This is a genomic window from Pirellulales bacterium, from assembly GCA_036490175.1.
Classification (GTDB): domain Bacteria; phylum Planctomycetota; class Planctomycetia; order Pirellulales; family JACPPG01; genus JACPPG01.
This window is the reverse complement of record DASXEJ010000320.1, coordinates 1-23,221: the sequence shown is the minus strand read 5'-3', so window position 1 is coordinate 23,221 and position 23,221 is coordinate 1. Positions and strand designations below refer to the sequence as shown.

19 protein-coding genes are annotated in these 23,221 nt (G+C 60.2%); 9 read left to right on the top strand and 10 right to left on the bottom strand.

The window, feature by feature from the left end; genetic code table 11:
* Positions 1-580 precede the first annotated feature (580 nt).
* The 4 genes from VGG64_24610 to VGG64_24595 all read left to right on the top strand — a co-directional run bounded on the left by VGG64_24610 (position 581) and on the right by VGG64_24595 (position 4,238).
* The gene (locus VGG64_24610) at positions 581-982 is read left to right on the top strand and encodes a P-II family nitrogen regulator (protein HEY1602809.1); all 402 of its coding nucleotides are present in this window, start codon (positions 581-583) and stop codon (positions 980-982) included.
* Between the two features lie 110 nt (positions 983-1,092).
* Positions 1,093-1,956, top strand: coding sequence for a hypothetical protein (locus VGG64_24605; GenBank protein ID HEY1602808.1), 864 nt, complete (start codon positions 1,093-1,095; stop codon positions 1,954-1,956).
* A 268-nt stretch (positions 1,957-2,224) separates the two neighbouring features.
* A complete protein-coding gene (locus VGG64_24600; protein ID HEY1602807.1) occupies positions 2,225-3,283 on the top strand; it encodes a malate/lactate/ureidoglycolate dehydrogenase in 1,059 nt (352 codons plus the stop codon).
* 190 nt (positions 3,284-3,473) lie between these two features.
* Entirely contained in the window at positions 3,474-4,238 is a 765-nt protein-coding gene (locus VGG64_24595; protein HEY1602806.1) for an aldolase/citrate lyase family protein, read from the top strand.
* Between the two features lie 56 nt (positions 4,239-4,294).
* Here the strand turns inward: VGG64_24595 and VGG64_24590 are convergent, their stop codons facing one another.
* The 5 genes from VGG64_24590 to VGG64_24570 all read right to left on the bottom strand — a co-directional run bounded on the left by VGG64_24590 (position 4,295) and on the right by VGG64_24570 (position 9,948).
* Positions 4,295-4,489: a hypothetical protein gene (locus VGG64_24590; GenBank protein ID HEY1602805.1), complete on the bottom strand. Its 195-nt coding sequence runs from the start codon at positions 4,487-4,489 to the stop codon at positions 4,295-4,297.
* 218 nt (positions 4,490-4,707) lie between these two features.
* A complete protein-coding gene (locus VGG64_24585) occupies positions 4,708-8,733 on the bottom strand; it encodes an FtsK/SpoIIIE domain-containing protein (protein HEY1602804.1) in 4,026 nt (1,341 codons plus the stop codon).
* Between the two features lie 72 nt (positions 8,734-8,805).
* A complete protein-coding gene (locus VGG64_24580) occupies positions 8,806-9,018 on the bottom strand; it encodes a hypothetical protein (protein HEY1602803.1) in 213 nt (70 codons plus the stop codon).
* On the bottom strand, positions 9,015-9,668 hold the full coding sequence (locus VGG64_24575) for a hypothetical protein (GenBank protein ID HEY1602802.1): 654 nt from the start codon (positions 9,666-9,668) through the stop codon (positions 9,015-9,017). The genes VGG64_24580 and VGG64_24575 overlap by 4 nt, the downstream gene beginning before the upstream one ends.
* A 7-nt stretch (positions 9,669-9,675) precedes the next feature.
* Positions 9,676-9,948 carry a WXG100 family type VII secretion target gene (locus VGG64_24570; protein ID HEY1602801.1) on the bottom strand — a complete coding sequence of 91 codons (273 nt, stop codon included), beginning with the start codon at positions 9,946-9,948 and terminating at the stop codon, positions 9,676-9,678.
* A gap of 576 nt (positions 9,949-10,524) precedes the next feature.
* Between VGG64_24570 and VGG64_24565 the strand changes: the two genes are divergently transcribed.
* The 4 genes from VGG64_24565 (at position 10,525) to VGG64_24550 (ending at position 13,823) form a co-directional block, all read left to right on the top strand.
* The gene (locus VGG64_24565) at positions 10,525-12,198 is read left to right on the top strand and encodes a CocE/NonD family hydrolase (protein ID HEY1602800.1); all 1,674 of its coding nucleotides are present in this window, start codon (positions 10,525-10,527) and stop codon (positions 12,196-12,198) included.
* Between the two features lie 5 nt (positions 12,199-12,203).
* Entirely contained in the window at positions 12,204-12,395 is a 192-nt protein-coding gene (locus VGG64_24560) for a hypothetical protein (protein ID HEY1602799.1), read from the top strand.
* A gap of 94 nt (positions 12,396-12,489) precedes the next feature.
* Entirely contained in the window at positions 12,490-13,437 is a 948-nt protein-coding gene (locus VGG64_24555) for an alpha/beta hydrolase (GenBank protein ID HEY1602798.1), read from the top strand.
* Positions 13,434-13,823 (top strand): hypothetical protein, encoded by a 390-nt coding sequence (locus tag VGG64_24550; protein HEY1602797.1) that lies wholly within the window; start codon positions 13,434-13,436, stop codon positions 13,821-13,823. Before VGG64_24555 ends, VGG64_24550 begins: the two co-directional genes overlap by 4 nt.
* 177 nt (positions 13,824-14,000) lie before the next feature.
* Here the strand turns inward: VGG64_24550 and VGG64_24545 are convergent, their stop codons facing one another.
* The 3 genes from VGG64_24545 to VGG64_24535 all read right to left on the bottom strand — a co-directional run bounded on the left by VGG64_24545 (position 14,001) and on the right by VGG64_24535 (position 18,619).
* Complete coding sequence (locus tag VGG64_24545) at positions 14,001-16,202, bottom strand: ATP-binding protein (protein ID HEY1602796.1); 2,202 nt, start codon at positions 16,200-16,202, stop codon at positions 14,001-14,003.
* Between the two features lie 355 nt (positions 16,203-16,557).
* Entirely contained in the window at positions 16,558-17,022 is a 465-nt protein-coding gene (locus tag VGG64_24540) for an alpha/beta hydrolase (GenBank protein ID HEY1602795.1), read from the bottom strand.
* 37 nt (positions 17,023-17,059) lie between these two features.
* Entirely contained in the window at positions 17,060-18,619 is a 1,560-nt protein-coding gene (locus VGG64_24535) for a tetratricopeptide repeat protein (protein ID HEY1602794.1), read from the bottom strand.
* A gap of 395 nt (positions 18,620-19,014) precedes the next feature.
* Here VGG64_24535 and VGG64_24530 point away from each other — a divergent pair, with 395 nt between their 5' ends.
* Positions 19,015-21,117 (top strand): tetratricopeptide repeat protein, encoded by a 2,103-nt coding sequence (locus tag VGG64_24530; protein ID HEY1602793.1) that lies wholly within the window; start codon positions 19,015-19,017, stop codon positions 21,115-21,117.
* A gap of 53 nt (positions 21,118-21,170) precedes the next feature.
* On the opposite strand, the gene VGG64_24525 is transcribed toward VGG64_24530, so the two are convergent.
* Positions 21,171-22,151: a hypothetical protein gene (locus tag VGG64_24525; GenBank protein HEY1602792.1), complete on the bottom strand. Its 981-nt coding sequence runs from the start codon at positions 22,149-22,151 to the stop codon at positions 21,171-21,173.
* A gap of 354 nt (positions 22,152-22,505) precedes the next feature.
* Positions 22,506-23,221, bottom strand: a 716-nt coding sequence (locus VGG64_24520) for an alpha/beta hydrolase fold domain-containing protein (protein HEY1602791.1), incomplete at its 5' end; no start/stop codon positions are given.

Here is a 23,221-nt window from a genome sequence, read left to right as displayed (position 1 = left end):
GTGCCTCGCGCGCCAAACGAACGGGCGACTTCGTCATCCGACGCGTCGTTGCCTCGCGCATCGCTGTCCCTCCCTGGACCAGCCAACAACCAAAACAACCGACCAAACATAGCCCATCCAATCAGTTTTCAACAGAGCAATGGCGTAGCTAAGATGCACCCCGTCACCACACGTCCGATCGGCCAGGCTGCTCCAACCAGGAGCCAGCATCGCCAGGAGGAATCGCTCTTCCGCGTGCTGCTCGTTGGCGGTCCGTTCGACGGGCACGACGAAGCGAGTCCTTTGTTCCCTGCAGCACACATCGAGCTGCACTCCGGCCCCGCAGGAAGTTGCGGGACCAGGTCGGGCACGATGGTTGTTCCGCGCGTGTCCCAATATCGTCTGGCGTCCACGCGGGTCTGCCTGGCCGAGTCGACGCCAATTGTCGAGTGTCGTTACACCTATCAGGGGACTGCCGCAGGTCGGTCACCTCGGGTGTCGTTTTGGAAAAATTGCCTGCAATGGGTCCGCAGCGCCTCGCGTCGTGCGTAGACATCGTTTGCAAAACGAACCGCATACCACGCTCTCAGGAGTATCAAACATGTACAAGATTGAGGCGATTATTCGCCCTGATAGATTCGACCTTGTGAAAGAGGCGCTTTCCACGGAGGGGTTTTCGGAGTTCGTCGCGGCCGACGTGTACGGCTACGGGTCCGGCGCCGGACCGACGGGCCGTTACCGTGGCGTCGCGTTCCAAAACCCTTATCTACACCAGATCCGCGTCGAGTTGTGCGTGCCCGACAGTGCGCTGGACGTAACGCTGGAACGGATCGTGGGCGCCGCATTCACCGGCGTGCCGGGAGACGGCAAGATTTTCGTTTCCACCATTGCCGAAGTGATCGAAATCGGCGCAACGAGCTGCACGGCGTTTATGCACGACACTCGTGCCACGCACCCACGCCTGGCCAGCACGGCCGACTCCTCGTTCTCGAACGTCTGGTAACTCTTTCTCCGTAATCACCTCCTGGCCGTCGCCATCGGCCAGGCGAGCCGGCTTGAGCGGGCGGTGCCTGCCGCCCCGGCTCAAGCCGGAACAAGGATGCTTTGAAGTTTATGACGTTACTCACTTTTCTTCGCGCGCGATCAGCGGCGCTGGTTGTGATAACCCTCCTGGCGGTCGCCTGGTTTGGATTCAGCGAGAGACCGGCACTTGCCAAGCGTAGCGCACGGGGCAGCCTCGCGAGTAACGCACCGCGCTGGCACGTGACCGAGACGCTTAATTTTCGCATCTACTCCTTTGCCACTCATCCCCTCGATCCGCACGTTGCCGCGCATTGCGAGGACTTCCGCGCGCAGGTGTCGCGAGCCTGGCTAGTCAACGACCATGGCCGGCAGTGGTCGCCCAAGTGTACCATCGTCATGCACGCCACCGAGGCCAGCTATCGATCGGTCGTGGGGGCCTTGGCGGACTGCACCGTGGCCGCTTGCACGATTGAAGCGATTGGCGAGCAAACCGCCTCGCGACGTATCGATGTCTGCACTTGCTGCGAGAATTGGCTCGCTTACCTGCCGCACGAATTGACGCACGTTTTGCTCGACGGACGGTTGACTACTGGAGGTCTCGCGCGGTGGGCCGATGAGGGAATGTCGCTCGTCGCTGACCCACCTGGCAAACGCGCCGCCCACGACCACGATTTGCGTCAGGCGTTAGCCGAGGGACGGCAATTTCGTGTGATCGAACTCTTGGCTCTCACGGATTATCCCGCGAGGGATCGGCTGGGTGTCTTTTACGGCCAAAGCCAATCGATCGTCGAGTTCCTGGTGCATCCCGGCGGGCGTCACAAGTTTATCGCGTTCGCTAAATCCGCGGCGCGGAACGGCTATGATTCGGCATTGCGAACCAGCTACGGCATCGATAACGCCGGCGCGCTCGAGGTGCAATGGCTGGCCGCTTTTCGCGAAGTCGAGACCCGATAAGTCCCTAGTCCGATGACTACCGCTCGCGTTGCGTTTCGACTGGTATCGCGGCGTTGGTGTTGGTCGCGGGCAGGTATCTCGCCGCCGCCGTCTTTAGCTCGGCCTCGATTAAGGACTGCCGTAGCATCAGCATACACCTGCCTCGGCAGACGAGCATGCACGCCGCTGCCGGACAGGTGCCTAGACGAGCTCGGGTCAGGGTGCTTTGTTTTGTTAATCGCGGCAGATAAACTACCTCGTCATCACCGGTCACCGAAGAAAGCACAGCATGCACATTTCTCCCGAATTGCTCGAACGACTCGTTGCCAAAATCTTCGCCGCCGCCGGATCGAACTCGGCTGAGGCGCAGGCCGTCAGTCAGCACCTGGTCGAGGCGAATCTTGTCGGACACGACTCGCACGGCGTGATCCGCATTGCGCCCTATATTGCCTGGGTTCGTGACAAGAAACTGGTTCCCAACGCCACCCCGCGCCACGTGCTGACTGCCGGGTCGATTGCTTTGGTCGATGGCCAACTCGGCTTTGGCCAGGTAATGGCACGGCATACGACCGAATTGGCCATCAAGTTGGCCCAGGAGCATGGCATCGCCGCCGTCGCGCTCTTCAATTCCGGGCATGTGGGACGCGTGGGAGCCTGGGCCGCGCAGGCCGCCGCGGCGGGCCTGGTTTCGATGTGTTTTGTGAACACGTCAGGGGGCGGCATCCTGGTCGCACCGACTGGGGGAATCGACCGCCGGCTGTCGGCCAACCCAATTGCGATTGCCGTGCCGGTACGAGGCGCGGCGCCGCTGTTGGTGGATATGTCCACCTGCGAAATCGCCGAAGGCAAGATTCGCGTCGCGTTCAACAAGGGGCTCAAAGTGCCCAACGGTTCCATTATCGATTCCCAGGGGCAGCCTACCAACGATCCGCGCGTCTTCTATGCCGATCCGCCCGGGGCGATCCTTCCCTTTGGCGGACACAAGGGCTACGGGCTGGGTATCATGGTCGAAATGCTGGCCGGCGCACTCACCGGCGGCGGCTGCTCGCGGCTGGGCGTGCCGCGATTGGAGCAGGCCATGCTGACAATTGCGATCGACCCGCGCAAATTTCAGCCCGAGGATGCTTTTGCGGCCGAGGTACGGCAATACATAGACTTTGTGAAAAGCTCCCGCACTGTAATGCCGGGGGGCGAGATCTTGATGCCGGGCGAGCCTGAAGAGCGCAATCGCACCGCGCGAACGCGCGACGGCATTGAGCTCGACGATATGACCTGGGGCCAGATCACGGACACGGCCAACTCGCTGGGCATATCGGCTACCGAGATACAAAAACTGATCGCGTTCTGACTTGTCACATTTTAGACTGACGAAGGACTTTACCACGGAGACACAGAGAAGAATTACGCGAGCAATGATCTACGCGAATTTCCGACGACCTACGCCGTAAGTCAACCATAATGCATTCTTCGATTCATTATTCATCGTTTTCTCAGTGTCTCCGCGTCTCCGTGGTAAATCCCTTTCCGAAACTGCTCGCATGCCAATGCTTCGCAACACGCTCAAGGAAAAACTCGCGGCGGGAAAGCTGACGCGGGGATTGTGGGTGACGCTCGAAGCACCCACGATCACCGAGATCGCCATCGAGCTAGGCTTTGACTGGGTCACGATCGACGCCGAGCATGGTCATCTCGATTTCAAGGCCATCCTGGAACACGTTCGCGCAACACGAGGGACCGACACGACACCCCTGGTGCGCATCGCCGAGGTGCAGCAAGGGCTGATCAAGCGTGTGCTGGATATTGGCGCCGCCGGCATCATCGTGCCACAAGTTACCGGGCCCGACGAGGTCGCCGCCGCCGTCCGCTTTGCCAAATACCCGCCGCAGGGGGTGCGCGGTGTCGGCGGCGAGCGGGCCACCAGCTGGTCGATGCGATTGGCCGAATCCACGCGCACGGCCAACGATCAAACAATGGTCATTCCGCTCATCGAGACGGTAGCTGCGTTCCAGTCGCTCGACGCGATCATGAGCGTGCCGGGCGTCGATGCGTTGTTCATCGGCCCCGCCGATCTGTCGGCCTCGGCCGGGCATCTGGGTCATTGGGAAGGGCCGGGCGTAGCCGACATGGTGCTGTCCATCAAAGATCACGCGGCAGCCCGTGGCCTGGCCTGCGGTGTGATGGCCACGAGCACAGACAACGCCCGCGCCCGCCGCGACCAGGGCTTCCGCATGATCGGCGTGGCATCGGACACGGGGTTGATTATCCGCGGGGCGCAAGAAGGGCTGCGGGCGATCGAGGGATAATCGTTGGCGTCCCTTAGCGGCTTCTTCGCCACGTTGCGAGCAACGAGCGATCCGGCTCAAATCGCGATCTGGGGACGATGCAACGCGCCGAGCGCGGTAATCTGGGCGTCGGTGGCCGCGATCGAATCCTCGAGGAATTCGGCGAACCCCCAGCGCGAACGCGCCACCCGGGCAAGAAAAATGCGGCTGCCGATTCCAAAGCCGCTCGAGAAAAGGGATGCGTGCCAAAACGTCTCGGCGACGAGCCCCATCGCCATCCCGGCGGCGCTGATGGTCGTGCTTGCCGCGGCGTTGGCAAACGCGTCAGAGAATTCCTTTGCGCCCTTATACCAGAGAAACCCATTGACGATCGCATGAAGCGATCCTGCGATCACGGCACCTGCGGCGCCCCAACCGCAACAGCTGTGAGTCGTACGAACCTCACCCTGCCCTCTCCACAAGAGGAGAGGGTTTTAAAAGGAGCAACGCGTCACGCTTTTTCGCCGAGTGTTGGTGAGAGCGGCTCTGGATTTGCTGGACGTTTGGCGATTTGTTGGCAGGCCCTGGTTAGCCACGGTTCTGATGGGGGTGAATAGGGGCGGAATTTTTCCAGGCGCCCCTCGTCTTCGCGATGCAGCAAAGCCCGATGGCGGCCCAGTGTACTCGCGCCCGGGGAATCGATCAGCAGGCTCGAATCCGCGGCGCTCATTTGCAGTAGCACCCGAACTTCAAACTCTTTGAGTGCCTGGCGTTCCAGCATTCGTTGGAAATTCGTCAGCGAATCACACCACAGCAAGGTGTGTACGCCCAACGATGGGCCGTCTCGCAGTACTTCGGCGAACTGCTGATCGGGACGGGGTGGTTTTTCCTCAGTGCTGCGCGAGAAGCTGAAATCGTCTTCCTGCTTGCGCAAGTCGCGCAGCCGTGGCAGATCGAAAACGAATAGGAATCGCGGCGCTGTTTCGACTATGGCCGTATGGCGGCGCACAACGTCGGCCGCCAGGTCGGCCATAACCGCAGCCGTTTCGTTCGCCTGCGCGACGCGCACGCGCGGGGCAAGCCAGGCCGGAAGCTTGCGGAAGTGCGCGGTGTATTCGCGGTCGGACAGACCGCCATTGAGGATTACGAATTGAGCCGTCGCAGCATCGCCATTCGTGCCGGGTGCGGGCAGCTGCGCGGCCAGGCTCACCAGCGAGGCGATCAACATGCCGGCGGCCGCCTCGTCATTCTGACCAAGTAACAACAAGTTCGCACCGCCGCGACGAGGGAAGCTATACGATGTCGCGTCGGAGATCGCTAGAGGCTCGCCGAGCCACACGCGCGGCGTCGAGGAAGCACTGCCGCGCGTCCCGTTTGTGGTGCCGGCACCGACATCGACGCTATGGGTCGAGCCGGCAGTGGCACCCGAGCTTGACAACGGCGTGGTCGCAGCCGTGGCTAGCAGTTCATTCAGTACTTCGCTCTTGTCCATATCGGCGGGCTGGGTTCCCTCGAAGACAATTTGCGGCCGTCGTACATGGCTTGGACGTTCCGCAGCCAGGCGTGTGACCTCGTCGAGAAAGGCCTCGCGGCGATCATCCGGCAGCCACACGACCTGGAAGGGGTGATTTCCTTCGACCAGGCCATTCGCGTCGTTGTAAATCGCTTCGCCCGGGCGAGACAGCAGCCGGGCCGCCGAGTTGTCTTCGCTGAGAATCAAATGGGCATCGGCCTCGCTGCACTGTAACGCAATCCGCACGGCCATTTGCCCCAGCGTCGTCCGGGCCAGGGAATAAGCTCCGCCGAGGGTTTGCGAACCGAGATGCACATGGATACCGAAGGCGCGGCCTTGCCGCACCAAACGATCCAACAGCAGGGACGCTTCTTGCGCGACCTTGTCGTCCTCGACAAAGAATTCCTGAAATTCATCGACGATGAACAAGATACGCGGCAGCCGCTGACCTGTGTCGCGATAGCCGCCAATATCCTGCACGCCGACCTCGCGAAATCGTTCACCGCGCACGCGCATCTCGGCATCCAAGCGTTGCATCACGCTGAGACCGAACTCGCGCTCGCTTTCGATGGCGATCACCCGCGCATGCGGCAGTTCGTGGGTGACGTAGGTCTTGAATTCGACCCCCTTCTTGAAGTCGATCAGGTACAGTTCCAATTCGTCGGGACTATAGCGCAGCGCGGCGTTGGTGATCAGCGCGTGCAAGAGAGTCGACTTACCCGAGCCAGTTTTGCCCGCGATCAGAACGTGTTGCGACGTACCTTGCCCGAGGCGCAGATGTTGTAGTCGGGTGGCGCCCGCGCGTCCGAGTGGCACGTCAATTCCGCGGCGGCTGTCGGATTGCCAATAAGCGGTGCGGGGTGGCGCAATGGCTTCGAACGGCACTTCGACCCGTTTGGCCGATTGGGCAGCGCCGCCAATGGTGTGCAGCACGCGCTTGAAATCGTCGATCGGTGGATCGTCCACCGTCAACGGCAGGTCCTTGTAGACCTCGTCATGCCAAATGGTTTGCTCGCCGGTTGTCGTGAACACAACGGCATGTTTCTGCAGGTCGGCCACACTGATTCCGGGGAGCGGAGGCAGCTTGGTATCGACACTGATCAACAGCTGAACACCGCAGCGCAGCCCGCTGGCGGCAATGCTCAGCAATCGCCGTGCCGAGGCTTCTGTAAAGCCGGCCGGGTAGTTTGCCACTACCAGCACGCGAAACGCCTCGGCCACTTCGCCGGCAGCCTCGTTGTAGGCTTCGATCGTGGGGAACTCGTTGCGTAGATACTTTTGGATCACCGTCTCAATGTGCTCGGTCAAATCGGTGAGCCGTTGCTCGATCTGCGCCGGCTCCGTCCAGATGCGATAACTGACCAGCGCCTCGTCATGATCGGCCAGGTGCATAAACGACGCGAAATTCTGTCCCAGCCCAACCGGATCGACGATCGTGAAACGTAGTTTGCCGGGAGGCACCGCGGTGAGCAGTCGTAGCATCACAACTTGCAACAGATCGATGGCCCGCTGCCGCCCCGCACCATGTGTTTTGACGAACATGGAACTCGCGCGCGGAAAATCCAACAGTGCGGGCAATTTGAATACCAGGCTCTCAGGTGTCAGCTCGGGATGTTCCACAATTTCCGGGCCAGCATGTCCTCGCATGTCGAGCGTCAATTCGCCAAAGCGAATCGCGGTAGGCACGTTCTTCGGCGGCAGCCAATCCGCGGCCAGAACGGTTTCCCAGGGGGGACTGCCGGCAGCCACATCGTGGCGCAGGGCCAGCAACTCGCTTTGCAGTGCCGCATAGTTGGCCTGCCAATCGACCAGCCATTGTTCGCGTGCCCGCTCGTTAGCGGCCAGGTTGGCCGCCACCGTTCGCCGGTTGACGTCCTGGGTATTGAGTAACGATTGCTCGTACCATCTGCGTGCCTCGGCGGTCAACCGGCCGGCAAGCTCGACGGCGACAGCCAAATCTTCGTCAAATTTTTTCTGCACGACAATAAGACGCTCGTTGGCCTCGGCCGTGAGCTTGGGCAGGTCCACATCGCGGCGCCGGCGGCACACCGCCAGGATGGGCGCGTGCTTTTCGGCAGCATGCGCATACTCGGCATCGCGTTGGCGGCGGATCTTCGATCGTTTGCGTTTGTAGCGTGCGACGGAATGTTCGAGGTAACTACGGCCCGCCTCATCAGCCAGGCGCACCGCGGCAAGCAAGGGGCGAAAGCGGGCCGCCGTCTGTTGGCGCGCCAGAGAACGCAACCAGACTGTCAAGCCAGCGCCGGCGGCCGCGGTCAAAACAACCGTGGGCACGATCCACGGAAGGGGGCGCCAATCCGCAAGCCAGCCGACAGGTAGTGAGATGACAAGTGCCGAGACCAAATAGATCCATAGCAAATTCGCCCCCTGCACCAGGCCAGGAAGGCCGAGCGCCTTGAGGTTCTGCAGGGCTACCTTGCCGGACTCGACCGCCTGTCCTAGTGTCTCGGCTGCATCGGCCTGAGAATCGATCTTGGGGGTGGGAACTTCGGTTTGAACCACGACGGAGTGGTGGCCGACACGCTCCAACCAGGTAATAGCTTCGCTTTCGATGGCGCGGACGGTGCGCAACCGGCTGCGCAATTGCTGTTGAATCTCGGCAATGTTTTGCGCTTCGCGCTTGCGGCTGGCATCGAAGACCGTACGTGCCAACCAGCGCGCCTCGTCAATCGCTTTGTGGGCGTCCCTTTCCGCCCGATTGATCTCGTTGACAATCAACTGGATTGCCGCGTTTGATTCTCGATCGATGGCATTTGACTGCGCCTCGTGAGTGGCGGACACGGCTTTCCGGGTGCTGCGCAACCCGCGCTCGGCCGCCGCCTGATCGGACTCGAATCGGCCCGCAATATCAGCCAACTCTTGCTCGTGGCTGGAGGCGGCCGATCTGTGCGCGGCGCGCGACGCGGTTTCGATGGCCACGGCCGCCTCGGCGCGCGAGCGCACCAGCTCGATCAATTCGCCGAGCAGGCGTTTCTCCCGTTCCACGAGGCGCGCCGGGCTCATCGGCACCTCATCGCCAGTGTGGAGGGAACGTAAAACATGGCAATAACCGTGTCTCGAACAGAAAATGGTAACTCAGCAACAATCGCGCTCAACTTCGTCGAGAACTTCGGCCAGACGGGCCATCGCTTGCAATGTGGCCGCCACCTGAGGTTCGAATGGGGACAAATAATGGCGATCGAAATCGCGGCTCACCGAGTCGTTCCACTTTTGCTGTGCTTCCTCCCAATGTAGCCGCAACTTTCGGGCCGCGTAGGATAGCTTTCCCTTGGCGTCGTCCAAGATCATGGCGTGCCTTGCGTTTCGGTCGCCGGTAAATCCGGTTCATCCGCTTCCGGTGCCGGTTCGGATGGTTGCCGAGCGGCAAGCGACTCCGAGCTTGCGGCGCCAGTCGACATAGCCGCCCGCGAGGATGACTCCTTTGTTGCCGAGGTCGCAACTTCACCCGGGGACGGCGCCACGCTCAAGTATTCGTTGAGACGGGCAACAGCCGCTCGCAAAAACGATGCGGCCCGCGGCAGGTCCGACATGATGGCGCTGCTGAGCGGATCGGACTTTAGTTTATATTCGAACACCGCTTGTCGCACGATCGGGATCCAGCGGCGGACGTTGGTCAGCTTTTTCTCTGCCTCGGCGAGACGTCCCTTGGCGACCTCGACCATTTTCTTTTCTTGATGGCAGCTGGGGGTATGGCGCGGATCGATGGTGGCCGACAGCGCGCGGTGCAGGTCATTTTTGGCGTCGGCCAACTGCTCTTCGCGGCGTCGAGCCTCGCGCTGCCAGTGGGGCAGGCGATCATGTTCGAGCCAATCCAGGAACCGGCCTAGCTCTGCCTGTACGATCGCCAGGGCTCCCTGGACTTCGTCGCCGAAGATACAAACCGAGGCGCGCAACTGCTCGATGGCCTCGATATTCTTGACGTTCGCGCCAGCTTGCATGATGCGGTCAGCGCTGCCGTAGATACTCTTCGACGCGATCCGCCTTCCGCAGGAGGAACGGCACATGCTCGTCGACGGCTTCGACGAACTTGGCGACGGCCACCATGGTCTGGTCGAACTCTTCGGCAAACTTCTGGTGCTCCTTGTCGCGCCAGGACTGACCGAGGTTTTTCAACTGACCGTGCAACGACTGAAGCTGGCCTTGCAGCTCGCCATTGAAGCGCTTCAGGTTGGTGGCAAAACGCCGCAGTTGTTCCGGATCGACAATGGCTTGCGACATGGCGCACGCTCTCTCGACGAAAAGGAAGTAAATCTCAATCCAGACATGCCGCGCCCCGCGGTCGGCCAACGAGGCGCGCGAAAAGATGTCCCGTGCTCTATCCGTCCCGACTGCAGACCGTGCCCATCAATTGAAGTGTAGGCCGCGTACCTGACATTGTAAATGCAAGCCAATCCTAGCGGTCCAGGTAGCAAAAACCGGCTTTTCGTCCGCGTGGAACTTGCTGGCTGTGCGCTCCGATCAATCCCATGAGCTGCCCTTAGCCCACGTGCTATCTTGGGCATTCTCAGAATGTCGGCACGAATCCCAATGGTGATGCGGAATTGACCTGAATTCCCCCGGCGCACCTGTTCGCACCGCTTTTGCCAGCCGGACCATGGCCGCTGAACACGGTTCAATTTGTCCATCACGTGCGGCCTCCGGCTGAAGGCCAGCGTGTGTTTGACTTGCTACGCGCTGGGTCACCATAATTGTGACGATTGCCGCCGCCTGAACATTCTCCGGCGCCGCGCAAGACGGCAGCCGAGATCGTGTCAGGATGCCGCAGTTTCGATTTTGACTTCTGGGGGTCCAGCCATGTTTCGATCGCTCATCGCGCCACGCCGTGCCAAGTGCTGCACGGCGTTTTTTCTACTTGTACTTGGCGCGTCGCAACAGGCGCTCGCCGAGTTGCAAACTGTGATGGTTCCGATGCGCGATGGGGTAAAGCTGGCAACGAATGTCCATCTGCCCGATGGAGTTGGCCCCTGGCCCGTTGTGCTGACACGCACGCCGTACGGCAAGGATGGCCGCTTTGCCACTGAAAGCGAAACCACGCCGTATCTCAAGCGGGGCTACGTGCGGATCATCCAGGATTGCCGTGGCCGCTTCGCTAGCGAAGGGGAATATCGTGCTTTCATCGACGACATGGATGACGGCTACGACACCATTGAATGGGCGGCCGCCCAGCCTTGGTGTACCGGCAAGATCGGCATGACCGGCGGATCGGCGATGGGCATAACCACCAATCAAGCCGCCATGAGCGGTGCGCCCCATCTGGTGTGCGGCGTGGCCGTCGTGGCGCATGGCAGTTCCTATAGGTACTCAGGCTATCCGGGCGGAGTGTTTCTCAAGAATTTGAATGAGGAATGGCTGCGCCTGCAGGGAGTGCCGCCCACCGATGTGCCGAGACCGATTCATCGGGATTATGGCGAACCGGAACGTCATTTGGACATGCAGCATTACTATTCAAAGATTAAGACGCCCATGATCAATATCGGTGGCTGGTACGACATCTTCAGCCAGGGCAACATCGATACCTTCGTCGGACTCCAGCATCAAGGGGCCGAACCCGCCAAGGGCAACCAAAAACTTGTCATGGGCGCGTTCGGCCACGGCCGCCTGGCGGGCGACCTTAAGTATCCCGACGACGCTCGAAATCGTGACGCCGAATTGCCGATGAAATGGTTCGATTATTGGTTGAAAGGAATTGATAACGACGTCGTGAAGGAGCCCGCCGTTCGTTATTACTTGATGGGTGATGGACTGGATGCCACGGCGCCCGGCAACGAATGGCGCACAGCCACCGACTGGCCCCCCGAGTCAACGGCGACGGCATACTATCTGCACGCCAGCGGATTGCTCAGCAAAGACGCACCCACGGTCGAGGGGGGCAGCGACACGTTTGTCTCTGATCCAAATAAGCCGGTACCAACCGTGGGAGGAAATAATCTGCTGCTCCCCCTAGGCCCTATGGATCAGCGACCGGTGAGCAATCGCGAGGATGTGCTGGTTTACCAAAGCGAGCCGTTGACCGCACCGGTCGAAATCACGGGGCGCGTCATTGCCGAGTTGGTAGTAAGCACCGACGCCGAGGATACCGACTATTGCGTAAAGCTGGTTGACGTCTACCCCAACGGCTATCAAGCATTAGTGCTGGATCAAGCATTTCGCCTGCGCTATCGCGAAGGTTTCGATAAGCCGGTCCGCGCCGAGCCGGGCAAGACCTACCCCATCAAGGTCGATCTGTGGTCAACGGCGCTAGTGTTCAACAAGGGGCATCGCATCGCGATACACGTCGCAGGCAGCAACGCGCCGCGATTCGAACCGCACTCGAACACCTGGGAGCCAGTGGCCAATTACGACCAAGCCGTGAAGGCCAAGAATACGGTTCACCATCAGACCGGCGCCGCATCGCGGCTGATGCTGCCCGTGATGAAGACCTCGGCGAGCCCTGCCGCAGCGGCGAAGGGAACCGCAGGATCGAATTGAGCGCAATGGCATCGCCGTACGAGCGCGGCGGCTTATGCCCCGGCAAACAAATCCCGGCTGGGCATGCCGGCCGAGTGATTGGCCCGCTATTGGCCGCGCAACTCATCAAGATTTTCTTGGGGGCACGCCTTACCGGTGCCAAGCGGCGCGAACGCAGTCTGGCGAAAGTTGATGCATTGGGCCACGACAATGTATAGACGGCATGCCGCGATGCGCGGCGAAAGTACAACGACGACGCGTACCATGCATACCGATATCGCAGGACGTTTTCGTGGCAATGATACCCGACGGATGCCATCGCCGCGAAATAGTTTGCGGTCGCGCACGGCGATCATGCTGCTCACATTGAGTGCGCTAGCTGGTGCGCCAAACCTGATTACTGCGGCGCAAGATGCCGCGTCCGACGTGCAAGTGCTACACGACCTGCGCTATGGGGGAACCGAGAGAAAGCGTTGCACGCTCGACCTGGCGCTGCCGCGCGGTGCTGACGGATCGCGGAGGCCGACAATCGTGGTAATCCACGGCGGGGGTTGGATCGAGGGAGACAAATCGAGCTTCGCGTCAGACGAGCACGGCGTGCCAGGTAACATTGTAGAGTTTGCACGACTTGGCTTTGTCGCCGCGGCGATCAACTATCGATTATCCAGCGAAGCGCCGTTTCCGGCGGCCTTGGAAGATTGCCAAGACGCGTTGCGTTTTTTGCGCGTCCATGCTGAGCAGTACCATATCGATACAGGACGAATCGGCGCGTATGGGAATTCCGCCGGAGGGCACCTGGCCCTACTACTGGGTCTGATCGAAGGGTCGGCCGATGGCCAAAGCGACAAACCACGGCCCGCATTGTCGAGCTGCATACAAGCGGTGGTTAGCGACAGCGGCCCGCTCGACCTGGTGCGACAGTACGAGCAAAATCAGTTGCGCAGCGTTGTCGAAAGATTTATGGGAGGTACACCCACGGGAAATCGCCTGGCTGAATACAAAAGGGCATCACCCATCAGCTATGTCTCGGAGCGGACGCCTCCGTTGCTGTTGATCTATGGCGTGACCGACGAGCAAGTCGACGTGCAGCATGCCGACGACTTCGTGTCGGCGTTGGGCCGCGCTCAGCGCGACGACGTCACTTACGTTCGGCTGGCCGCGGTTGGGCACTGCCCGCATTCACTCGTGCGTGTGCCATATCTGAAAACCGTGGTCAATGAATTCTTTGTTCGCACGCTGCGCGCTGGCGAAAAGCCATGAAGCCGACTGTCCATCCGAAGGGAGAATCCGTGCGTCATCCTATTCCTGTTTTGGGCACGCATCCCTGGCATTTGGCTGGACATATGCTGCTGCGAGCCTTGATGCTGTTGCCGCTCGGCATGGCAACGCTAGCCGTAGGCATGGGCATCTACCATTGGGTCGAGGGGCTGCCGTGGCCCGACGCATTTTTGAATGCCGCGATGCTATTGGGCGGCATGGGCCCCGTGGATCCGCTGCATACAGAGACCGGCAAATGGTTGGCCGGCTTGTACGCGCTGTTCGCGGGCATCGTGTTTCTCGTACTGGCCGGCGTAATGCTCGCGCCCGTAATCCATCAAGTGCTTGCGCGATTTCACATGGCTGCAGCAGACGAGCGGCAAATGTGACATCGCAGCTCGCGGAAAGTCGCCGGAAAGGCGTGCGTCCAATTTTTGGAATCCTGGGGCCGCGGATGTTGCTCACAAGGCAGTTCGAACAGGCAGGACAGGAATCAAAGGCCTGCAAGCGATGCTGCCCTTACTCCTCACCGCTCCCTGAAAAGGATCGGAATCGTACTGAGAAGGTTAAGTAGTCGCACGGCTGATTACCGCGCCTGACGGGCCTTCGCCATTTTCGGCTGCTTGCGGCACATTGGCGGTACTTACGGGCAACTCCACGCGCATGATCGTTCCTCCCGCGGGGGCATCCTCGATACGTATGGTTCCCCCGTGATCGGTGACGATCCCATAGGTCAAGCTCAGCCCTAGGCCGGTACCACCTTCGGATTGCCGCGTTGTGTAGAACGGATCAAAGATTCGACTGCGGTCTTCGGGCCGCACGCCACGACCATTATCACGAACGGAAACTTGTACCGTCGATCCGACCAAGGTGCTATCGATGAGGATACGCGGAACCACATCAGTGGACTCAACGCCGTTGCGAATCAGATTCACGAAGACTTGTTCAAGCTCGACTGGGTTGAGCAGTACGCTCGGCAAATGGGGTTGCAAGCTCGTCTCGATCGTTCCACCGCGTTTTTGTACATAAGTGCGAGTGAGGTCGACTGCATGCTCGATGACCGTATTTACGTCGGCTGGCCAATGTTTGCCCGGCTCTTGTCGCGCAAATCGCAATACACTTTTGACAATCTGTCCACACCGCTTAGCGTTCTCGACAATTTCCAGCACAAGGTGGCCGCATTGGCCCTCCTTGTCGGCATCGGGAATATGACAAAGCACCTGCTCTGCCGACAATAAAATCATGCCAACCGGATTGTTGATTTCATGGGCAATGCCGGCTGCCAGTGTTCCGATCGAGCTGAGGCGTTCGGAGTGCCGCAACTGATCGAGCGAAAGTTGAAGTTGTCGCGACCGTTCGGCCACCAGTTCCTCGAGGTGCTCGCGGTAGCCGGCGAGGTCGGCTGCCGTGCGCGACCGCTCGATGGCCAGACCGGCAAGGTTGGATGCGGTCTGAATCAATTGCATGTCCAGCCGCTGCGGCACGCGCGGTTGCCGGTAATACATCGCCAGGGTTCCGATCACTTGGCCGCCGGAAGAAAAAATCGGTTGCGACCAACAGGCACGCAACCCGGCGTGCAATGCCAGGTCCCGGTAAGGCGCCCAATTGAGATGCGTGGCAATATCATCGACGATCACATGTTTTCCTAGCCACGCCGCGGCACCGCATGACCCGACGGTCGGACCGATCGCAACACCGTCGATGGCCTTGCAGTAGAATTCCGGCAGGTTGGGAGCCGCCGCATGGCGCAGGCGACCTTGTTCGTCGAGCAACAAGATCGAGCCAAGCATGCCGGGCTGGATTTCTTCGGCCGCTGAGACCAAGACTTCCAGGACTTCTTCGAGCGGAGCCCCGGCGGCAAGTCGCTCGAATACGCGGTTGGCACCGTCGCGCTGCGCTTCGGCACGCCTCCTTTCAGTGATATCGACCAATATTCCGTAGGCCAGTGGACGCCCGCTCTCAGTGGCGACACCGCGAGTTGATCGATCTTGCAGCCACACGATACGCCCATTCTTGGCCACCATGCGGTATTCCAGGTCCCAAGGGCTTTGCGATTTGATGTGCTGGCGGATTGTTTCCAATGCGCGCTGCCGATCCGGTTCATAGAGACAATCCATCCAAAAATCAGGACGGCTTAGCCACTCGGCGGGCGAATAGCCGAGCATTTGCTCGACTTGCGGGCTGATATAAAGCGGCCGGCCTCCAGTGCTGGCTTCGTCGATGTAGCTGACCACGGGCAGGCTCTCGACGAGCAATTGATGCCGTGCGTCGGCCTGCAAAACGCGCCGCAGCGCACGCAGTCGCACAACCTGCACCACCCCGGCCAGGGCCGTCGCCCACAAGAGGAAAAAGCTGTAATGTGTCCAGCCGACGTGCGGGTGAACGAGGCAGGCAATAGCCAGCCAGCAAGCCCAGCTGATCGTGGCGAACAGAAGAGACCAAGGCATCGACAGCGAAACCAGCCCAATCGCGACCAGCAGCAAGGCGAAATTCGTGGTGTCGCGCGGGTTCCCCGAGGCGTACAGCTGCGCCGTGCAGCGCGCCAGCGCAATCGTGCCGATCAGCCCGACGACCGGATGGAGGAAGCGATCCGCAATATGAAAGCGGCTGACCGCCATGAATATGGCAATCATGATCACGGCCGACACGAATTCGACCGTGGCGATCAGCCGTGTCAGCTCACCGAAGCCCATCGCGAACGAGGCGACGAAGAGAACGCCAAACAAGAACGCCATGGCTGCCGTCAACGGGCGAAGCGTTTCGCGCACGGCCGCACTTCGAGCCCTATGCAGCAGTTGATCGCCGATCGGTAATAGCAAATCCGTTGACCGCATGTCGATTGCGTCCGCAACCCTCCTGCCAGCAGCGATCGTTGCGCACAACGTCCCGATCGAAGGCTACTTGTCGACCGCGAGACATGCACCGGCACCGCACCATGCACGACACCGGACCTTCCGCAAACATAACGCAATGTGCGTAGATTTGCATTAGAGCCTGATCCAAGCTACCTTTCCCCTCGGTGCAATATTGGGCGAAGGCTCGTTTCAAGCCTGCCCGAGAAAGCCCCTCAGCAGGGGCACAACACCTGACGAGCTACGACCGCGCGGCGTTGTATCGCGCGATTTACTGTACAGCTTGCTCGGCCGCGGCGCGCATGGCAGCCAATGGCCCTGCGTCGGCGAGCCGGTGGTCGTTGCCGATTTCAATCAATGCCGAGGCAGGCAAACCGCTCTGCACGACAAGCTCCTGGCTGTCAGCGAACGGAATGACGTCGTCGGCGCGGCTGTGCAGAATGATGGTCCCCGACTTGACCGAACGGGCCGTCCCCCATCGCTTCCAGGCAGGGCAGAGGAGCACAAGCGGAATGTTGCCCGCATGCACATTCATGGCGACGGCGCCTCCACGGCTCGAGCCTACGATTACGTCTGGTCGGTGGAGTTCGATTTCGTGATTGGCGATGCGTATGGCCGCGGCAAAGTCCTCGTCGGGAAGCGCCGGATTGAGGATTTCGTGACCGGCGGCGGCCAGGTACGTCGGCTTCAGGCCACCGGGCGTCGATTGCCAACCGTGCAGAAAGAGGATCTTCATGTCGTGGTGTGGAATTGTTTCATGCTCGAACTGCCTGCTAACGAGTGAATGTCAGCCCAGGATCGCTTGGCGCGCCGCCTGCCAGTTTGAATTTTAGCTTGTCGCCTGGCTCCATCGCCACCTGGCCTACGAGGGCATTCTGATTTGTGGCCGACAGGATCAAATAATTGTTGGCAAGCGTGTACGTCCCTTTGAGTTGCTGATCCTTGCCGTCTTGCGAGTACTTCCAACTGAACTTGCTGTCCTTGGTCAGACTAAGTTCGAACTTCGAGCCATCGTCGCGGCTGGATTTCCAATTGCCTAGGACCATCGAGTTTTCCACCGGAGTCGCCGGCAAGGCCGGTTCGGCAGGATCGGCCAGTTCAGGCCCGGTCGGCGCCCGATCCGTGGGCGGATTTTTCAAACCCTTGAGCAGTTGTGCCGAGAGTTGGTCTTTGGGCTGCAACTCGACCACCGCCTCGAACTCGGTGGCGGCTTCGTCGTTGTGCCCCTCAAGCAAATAGTGGTATGCCAGTAGGAATCGCGCGTGCGGCGCCTGAGGATTCTCGTTGCAGTAACCTTCCAGGGCGCGTAGCTCTTGAGTGTAAACGTTTGGATCCGGATACAAACCGGCGACGGTCGCCCAATCCCAACCCGGCCCGATGGAAAGCACCGCATATATAGCGGCAGCCGCCTGTTGATAGTCTTTGGTGGCAAACAGGCAGAGCCCGCGGAACTCGTGCATCAACGTATCATTGGGTGCCAACGCGATGGCGCGATTTGTCTCGGCAAGCGCCAGTTGGTAGTCCCCCTTTTTGAATAGTTCGCGCGCGATGTCAAATACCGCCAGCGCTTGCTGCTGTGAAGTGGTCACCGTGGAACCTGCCGCAGCCCTCGCGCCGGCCGGCAGTGCTGGAGGAGGCGTGAACGCGCCGTCCAGGCCGCCGGGAGCCGGCGCTGGCGGAACTTGTTGTGGCAGTCCTTGTGGCACCCCTGGTGGTCCGAATTGTGGCGAGAGTTGCGGCGCCGCGGTCTGCGGCACGACAGGGGGCGCCACGACGATGGGTTGGCCGTAGTTGATATAGGCGGCGCCACCGACCGGGGGCGCCCAGTAAGGATTCCAGTAGGGGTAATAACCCCATCCCCACGGCGAGCCTAGCGACACGCCCATCGCAAGTCCCGTACCAAGTCCCCAGCCTAACCCCCAGCCAAAACCACCTCCCCAATACCAACCCCATGGGCGATACCCATACGGGTGCCCCCAATTGCCACGCCAGTCGCCGTGATACCAGCCACTGTGATAGGTGGGTCTATGTCCGTATACAAATGAATGATTTAGCATGCCGCCGTGCGCTACGGGTCCCGCCGGACGATACCCAGGGGCGCGAGCTGTGCTTGGGCCACGTCCGCCACCGCCCCCCTGCCCTCCGCCACCGGAATACCCCGGAGCGCGCGCACCTCCTTGCATTCCGCCGCCGCCAAAGCCGCCGCCGCCGCCGCCGCCTCGGAATCCCCCTCCACCGCCACCTCCGCCGCCGCCGCGGCCATGTTGTGCATCGACACGCAATGGAGCCATCACGATCGACGCACTTAATAGGGCAACGACTGCGACCTTCATGGGAGGTGACTTCCTGTCTCTCTGGCGAGTAAATTCGGCGGTCAATATGCACCGCAAGAATACGGCGTCGCACGGAACCGAGATTCGCGGGCGGCCGTTGATTCAACCAAGAACGACGCTACGGGTGTCCACAACAAACGCGTTCGCCGTGACACCCGCGGCAAGACTGCAGTTAAGTGGCGGGCGGCGGATTGTAGCGTACGTCGAAGGACGAGGTCTATCCGACTGTCGGTCGGATGGTGTACCCGTAGTCGTGCGCCGCTGGCCGGATCTGCCAGCAATGCTACTACGCAATGCAGGCACGACCGGTCTATGATGGTATCTGTCCACGGGTAAGCTCTACGTCCTCTTGCTTACCAACCGTCCCCGCATCGATCACGCGATTGTTTCAACGCATGAAGCCTGCCAAAAAAACGGCGCGCAAGCGGTCCTCGGCACCCGTCGGCCGGCAGGAAAGTCACGGCAGGACCGCAATCTGGGGCGGCGTCGCGTTGGTCGCGCTGGTACTGACCAGTTACGCACCTGTTTGGCGTGCGGGCTTCATATGGGACGATGACGTCTATGTTACGGAGAATGCGACGCTCGACTCCCTAGACGGTCTGCGTCGCATCTGGTTTGAATTAGGCGCCGTGCCGCAATACTATCCGCTAGTTCATACTACCTTCTGGATCGAACGGCACATCTGGGGTCTTAATCCGACCGGTTTTCACGCGATAAATATTTTGTTGCATGCTGTGAACGCCGTGCTCGTTTGGAGACTGCTCTTGCGATTGCGCGTGCCGGGAGCGTGGTTGGGCGCCGCGTTGTTTGCGGTGCATCCGGTGGAAGTCGAATCGGTGGCCTGGATCACCGAGCGCAAAAACGTCTTGTCGCTCGCGCTCGCCCTGTCTTCGATATTCTGCTACTGGCGGTACGCCCCTGCCGAAGGCGAATCGACGGCATCAGACAAGGAACGCACATTGTTCTACCTGGCGTCCTTGCTGCTATTTGTGGCCGCTCTGTTCAGCAAGACGGTCGTGGTCAGCATGCCGGCGGTGTTGCTGGTGCTCATTTGGTGGAAACGGGGCCAGATCGTGTGGGGCGACGTGCTGCCGCTGTTGCCGTTCTTGGCTGTCGGCGTGTCGCTGGGGCTGATCACCGTGTGGGCGGAATCTCACGTGGTCGGAGCCGTCGGCGACGAGTGGGCGTTGACTTCTGTCCAACGGCTGTTGTTGGCGGGCCGAGACCTGTGGTTCTACGCCGGAAAGCTCGCCTGGCCCGTTCCCCTGACCTTCTTCTATCCACGTTGGACGATCGATGGTCGCGAGTGGTGGCAGTCCTTGTTCCCTCTCGCGGCAGTGACGGCCATTGCGGCGCTCTGGCTGGCACGCTTGCTATGGGGCCGTGGCCCACTGGCGGCGATTCTGATTTTTGCTGGCATACTCGTCCCCGCTCTTGGGTTTTTCGACGTCTATCCGTTTCGCTATTCATTTGTTGCCGACCATTTTCAATATCATGCCAGCATTGCACTTTTGGCGTTGGCAGCGGCCGGGGGAACGTCGTTATTGGCAAGACGGCCCGACCGTTGGCAGGGCGCTGATCACTTTGCGGCCGGGGTCGTATTGTTCGCGCTCGGTGTCCTGACGTTCTGTCAGACCTTCATCTATTACGACCTGGAAACGTTGTACGCGGACACTCTCGAAAAGAACCCGTCGAGTTGGGCCGCTTGCACGAATCTGTCGTTGCACTATTTGGCGGTCGGCCGACGTGGCGAGGCGTATGACATGGCGCACCTCGCTCTGCAGATTGCGCCGAACGAATCTGTCCCTCACGGCAATCTGGCGGCTCTGCTGCTATCGGAGGCGATCAGAGATGAGCATGCATCAGAGAAGCTGGTCGAAGCCATTCGCTCGTTCGAGCGCGCGATTGAATTGAATCCTCGCAACTTCCAGGCCAAAAAGGGCCTGGGCTATGCCCTGCTCAAAGCACAACGATACGCCGAAGCCGAAGCGCAACTTCGACCGGTGCTAGAGATCATGCCCGACGACGCAAATGCGCTATACGCCATGGGCGTCATCCGAGAGGATGCCGGCCAGTTCGCCGAAGCGCGCGCCTATTTCGAACACTCGTTGCGCGGCAAGGAAGGAGATGCTGATACGCAACGGGCCCTCGGCAATACTTTGCTGCGCCTGGGACGACTCGACGAGGCAGAAACGCATCTGGCCCGCGCACTGGCCTTGGATCCCCACAGTGCGGCGACGCGCGTCGACCTGGGAAACCTCTACCTCAGCCGCGAGAATTTCGACCAAGCTGCCCGGGCTTTCCGAGAGGCCATTGATCTGCGACCGACGCTTGTGCCGGCGCATCGCGGCCTGGGAATGGTGCTATTAGCACAGGGAAAAGTGGACGAAGCGATCCGCTGTTTTCAAGAATCCCTACGGCAACAGCCCGATGACACCGAGGCGAAGGTATTTCTTGATCGCGCAAAGAGGGCACAACGGCCCGGCGGAGCGGAATGAGCTCACGTCGCTCTACCGGCGGCGTACGAACTGTGCATCGCCTCTCCGGATCCTCAAAATGTAATTCCAGTCTTCAGTCCAACGGTGACTAGCAGAGACGACGGTTGCATGAATCCTCGCGATTCGCCCGACTGCCGCCAGGTGAATGCTTCGAAATATCCTGCCAAAAAGAGAAACTCGCCACGAACGCCGAGTTCCATTTGCCCTGTCACTCCGGGGCCGGGAAAGAGGGTCGTTTCGTCCAGCGTCAGGTGTTCATACGTGACGGCCACCAGGCCGATACGCCCGCGGCCGTAGAACTCGACGTCGCGAGATTCGTCACGGCGCGTTTCCATGCCAAGGTACGGGTAGATCGTCCACCACGTCTCCTGATAGCCACGGATGGTTTCGCCATCGAGCACGGAATCCGGCAAGTTGCGTATCCAGAAACGTGAACCAATCCCGCCGAAGAATACGATCGGCGCCGGCCACTCGGGGTCAAACAGGTAATCATATTCGGCACGGCCGCCCAAGTAGTCGGTCGTAGAATTCAACGGCTGACTCGAGCCATCATTAAAGAACACCGTCGAAGCGTAACTGACCTGGCTGCCGAAGAGTTCAGCGCGAAACCGCTCCTGGCCGACGCGTCGTTGATAACCGATCGTGAATAGCGGTCCATTTTCGGTCACGAAATTGGCGCCATCGAGTCGCTCGTTCCAATGCATATAGTCGAACCGCGTGTACCAAGTCGATTCCACCAAGCGCACTCCAGCCGGCAAGACGGGAATGACGCTCGCCACCTGAGGTTGTGGTTGATACGGCGGTGGCATCTGCACGATGTTGGATTGGACATTAGGCTGATAGAGTTGTGCGGTAAGCGTCGGCTGCGACGGTAGAACCGGGTCAGGTGGTTTGGGCGGCCAAACCGAGACGTCCGGCGAGGTGACGGCAGCCGGCGGCGCGTCCGAATCGCGCAGCGCGGAAGCATACAACTCGTTGGGTCGATTCGACGGCGCGACGTCAGCGGCGCGCGCGGGCAGACGGCCGATGGCCACGAGAACGATTACTAGAATGCAGCGCCGGTTGATCATCTCGGTTCGAGTTGCTTACTGACATCAAACGTCGATCTCTTGGGGTCGACACGTTAGCCTCGCATCGCGACCGGAACAACGTCAATCATCAAGACCGCGCCAAAGTGCGCAAGATGTAACAATCCGCGTTGACGAGGCGAACGCTTTTGCGGGGGTGCGAGGAGGATCAACGACGGGCCGCTGCTAACCTTTTCGTAAGGTGCTGCGCACGAGACAGGGATACTTTCGCCTCCAAAACATCGCACCTACTCACTGCGAATGGGCGTGGCGCAGCCAACCGACAACTGATTTTTACAAAAAACTGGCCGCTGCGCCTGGCTATTTGCTGTCGCTTGCATTTAGCAGCTTATCCGCCAGAAACGTGTCGGAATTCTTGTATTTGTCGGACTTCGAGACACCGTCGATCACGAGATGGCATTCATGCCCGAGCTGATCCGCCTTTTCCTTCATCTTGAGCCCAAACACCGGATGATGGATTCCGTGTCCGGCATCTTCCGAAGGCAATGTCATATTGTTGCCGTAGGCCATGAACAGCGGTGGGTCGTTGCGATCGAGATGGTTGATCGGTGAGAACTCTCGGTACAGGGCCTGATGCTTGTTGTAGTTGGCTAGTGCGCTGGCCATGTCCGGTTCGCCAACCGCCATCCAGATCATGCGGTGCTTTAGCACATTGGGGCCGAGCCACCCTTCGATGACGGGAGGATCGATCGATGTTTGGCCCGCGTGCGCGGCCGCGGCGGTTACACGTGTCGACTCTCGTTGCACGGGATCTGTAGCGGTGAGGTCCGCTAGATCATCGTGCAGAAGGATCCACATCGACGTGCAGGCACCGGCGCTGCCGCCGGTCAGCGCAATGCGCGACTTATTGATGCTCCATTGCTGCGCCCTCGTGCGAAGAAACTGAATCGCGCGGGCCGCGTCATGAACCGGAGCCGGCAGCGAATCGGTTCCGGTCAGGCGGTAGTTGACCGCGGCACATGAGATCCCTTGGTCTAGAAATGGCTTGATGGCACCATCCTTTTGCTTTTTGTCAC

What these genes read in the sequence shown, in the direction of transcription:
- VGG64_24610 (HEY1602809.1), top strand. Translation starts at nt 581, where the DNA reads ATGTACAAGATTGAGGCGATTATTCGCCCTGATAGATTCGACCTTGTG.
- VGG64_24605 (HEY1602808.1), top strand. Translation starts at nt 1,093, where the DNA reads ATGACGTTACTCACTTTTCTTCGCGCGCGATCAGCGGCGCTGGTTGTG.
- VGG64_24600 (HEY1602807.1), top strand. Translation starts at nt 2,225, where the DNA reads ATGCACATTTCTCCCGAATTGCTCGAACGACTCGTTGCCAAAATCTTC.
- VGG64_24595 (HEY1602806.1), top strand. Translation starts at nt 3,474, where the DNA reads ATGCCAATGCTTCGCAACACGCTCAAGGAAAAACTCGCGGCGGGAAAG.
- VGG64_24590 (HEY1602805.1), bottom strand. Translation starts at nt 4,489, where the DNA reads ATGGGGCTCGTCGCCGAGACGTTTTGGCACGCATCCCTTTTCTCGAGC.
- VGG64_24585 (HEY1602804.1), bottom strand. Translation starts at nt 8,733, where the DNA reads ATGAGCCCGGCGCGCCTCGTGGAACGGGAGAAACGCCTGCTCGGCGAA.
- VGG64_24580 (HEY1602803.1), bottom strand. Translation starts at nt 9,018, where the DNA reads ATGATCTTGGACGACGCCAAGGGAAAGCTATCCTACGCGGCCCGAAAG.
- VGG64_24575 (HEY1602802.1), bottom strand. Translation starts at nt 9,668, where the DNA reads ATGCAAGCTGGCGCGAACGTCAAGAATATCGAGGCCATCGAGCAGTTG.
- VGG64_24570 (HEY1602801.1), bottom strand. Translation starts at nt 9,948, where the DNA reads ATGTCGCAAGCCATTGTCGATCCGGAACAACTGCGGCGTTTTGCCACC.
- VGG64_24565 (HEY1602800.1), top strand. Translation starts at nt 10,525, where the DNA reads ATGTTTCGATCGCTCATCGCGCCACGCCGTGCCAAGTGCTGCACGGCG.
- VGG64_24560 (HEY1602799.1), top strand. Translation starts at nt 12,204, where the DNA reads ATGGCATCGCCGTACGAGCGCGGCGGCTTATGCCCCGGCAAACAAATC.
- VGG64_24555 (HEY1602798.1), top strand. Translation starts at nt 12,490, where the DNA reads ATGCCATCGCCGCGAAATAGTTTGCGGTCGCGCACGGCGATCATGCTG.
- VGG64_24550 (HEY1602797.1), top strand. Translation starts at nt 13,434, where the DNA reads ATGAAGCCGACTGTCCATCCGAAGGGAGAATCCGTGCGTCATCCTATT.
- VGG64_24540 (HEY1602795.1), bottom strand. Translation starts at nt 17,022, where the DNA reads ATGAAGATCCTCTTTCTGCACGGTTGGCAATCGACGCCCGGTGGCCTG.
- VGG64_24535 (HEY1602794.1), bottom strand. Translation starts at nt 18,619, where the DNA reads ATGAAGGTCGCAGTCGTTGCCCTATTAAGTGCGTCGATCGTGATGGCT.
- VGG64_24530 (HEY1602793.1), top strand. Translation starts at nt 19,015, where the DNA reads ATGAAGCCTGCCAAAAAAACGGCGCGCAAGCGGTCCTCGGCACCCGTC.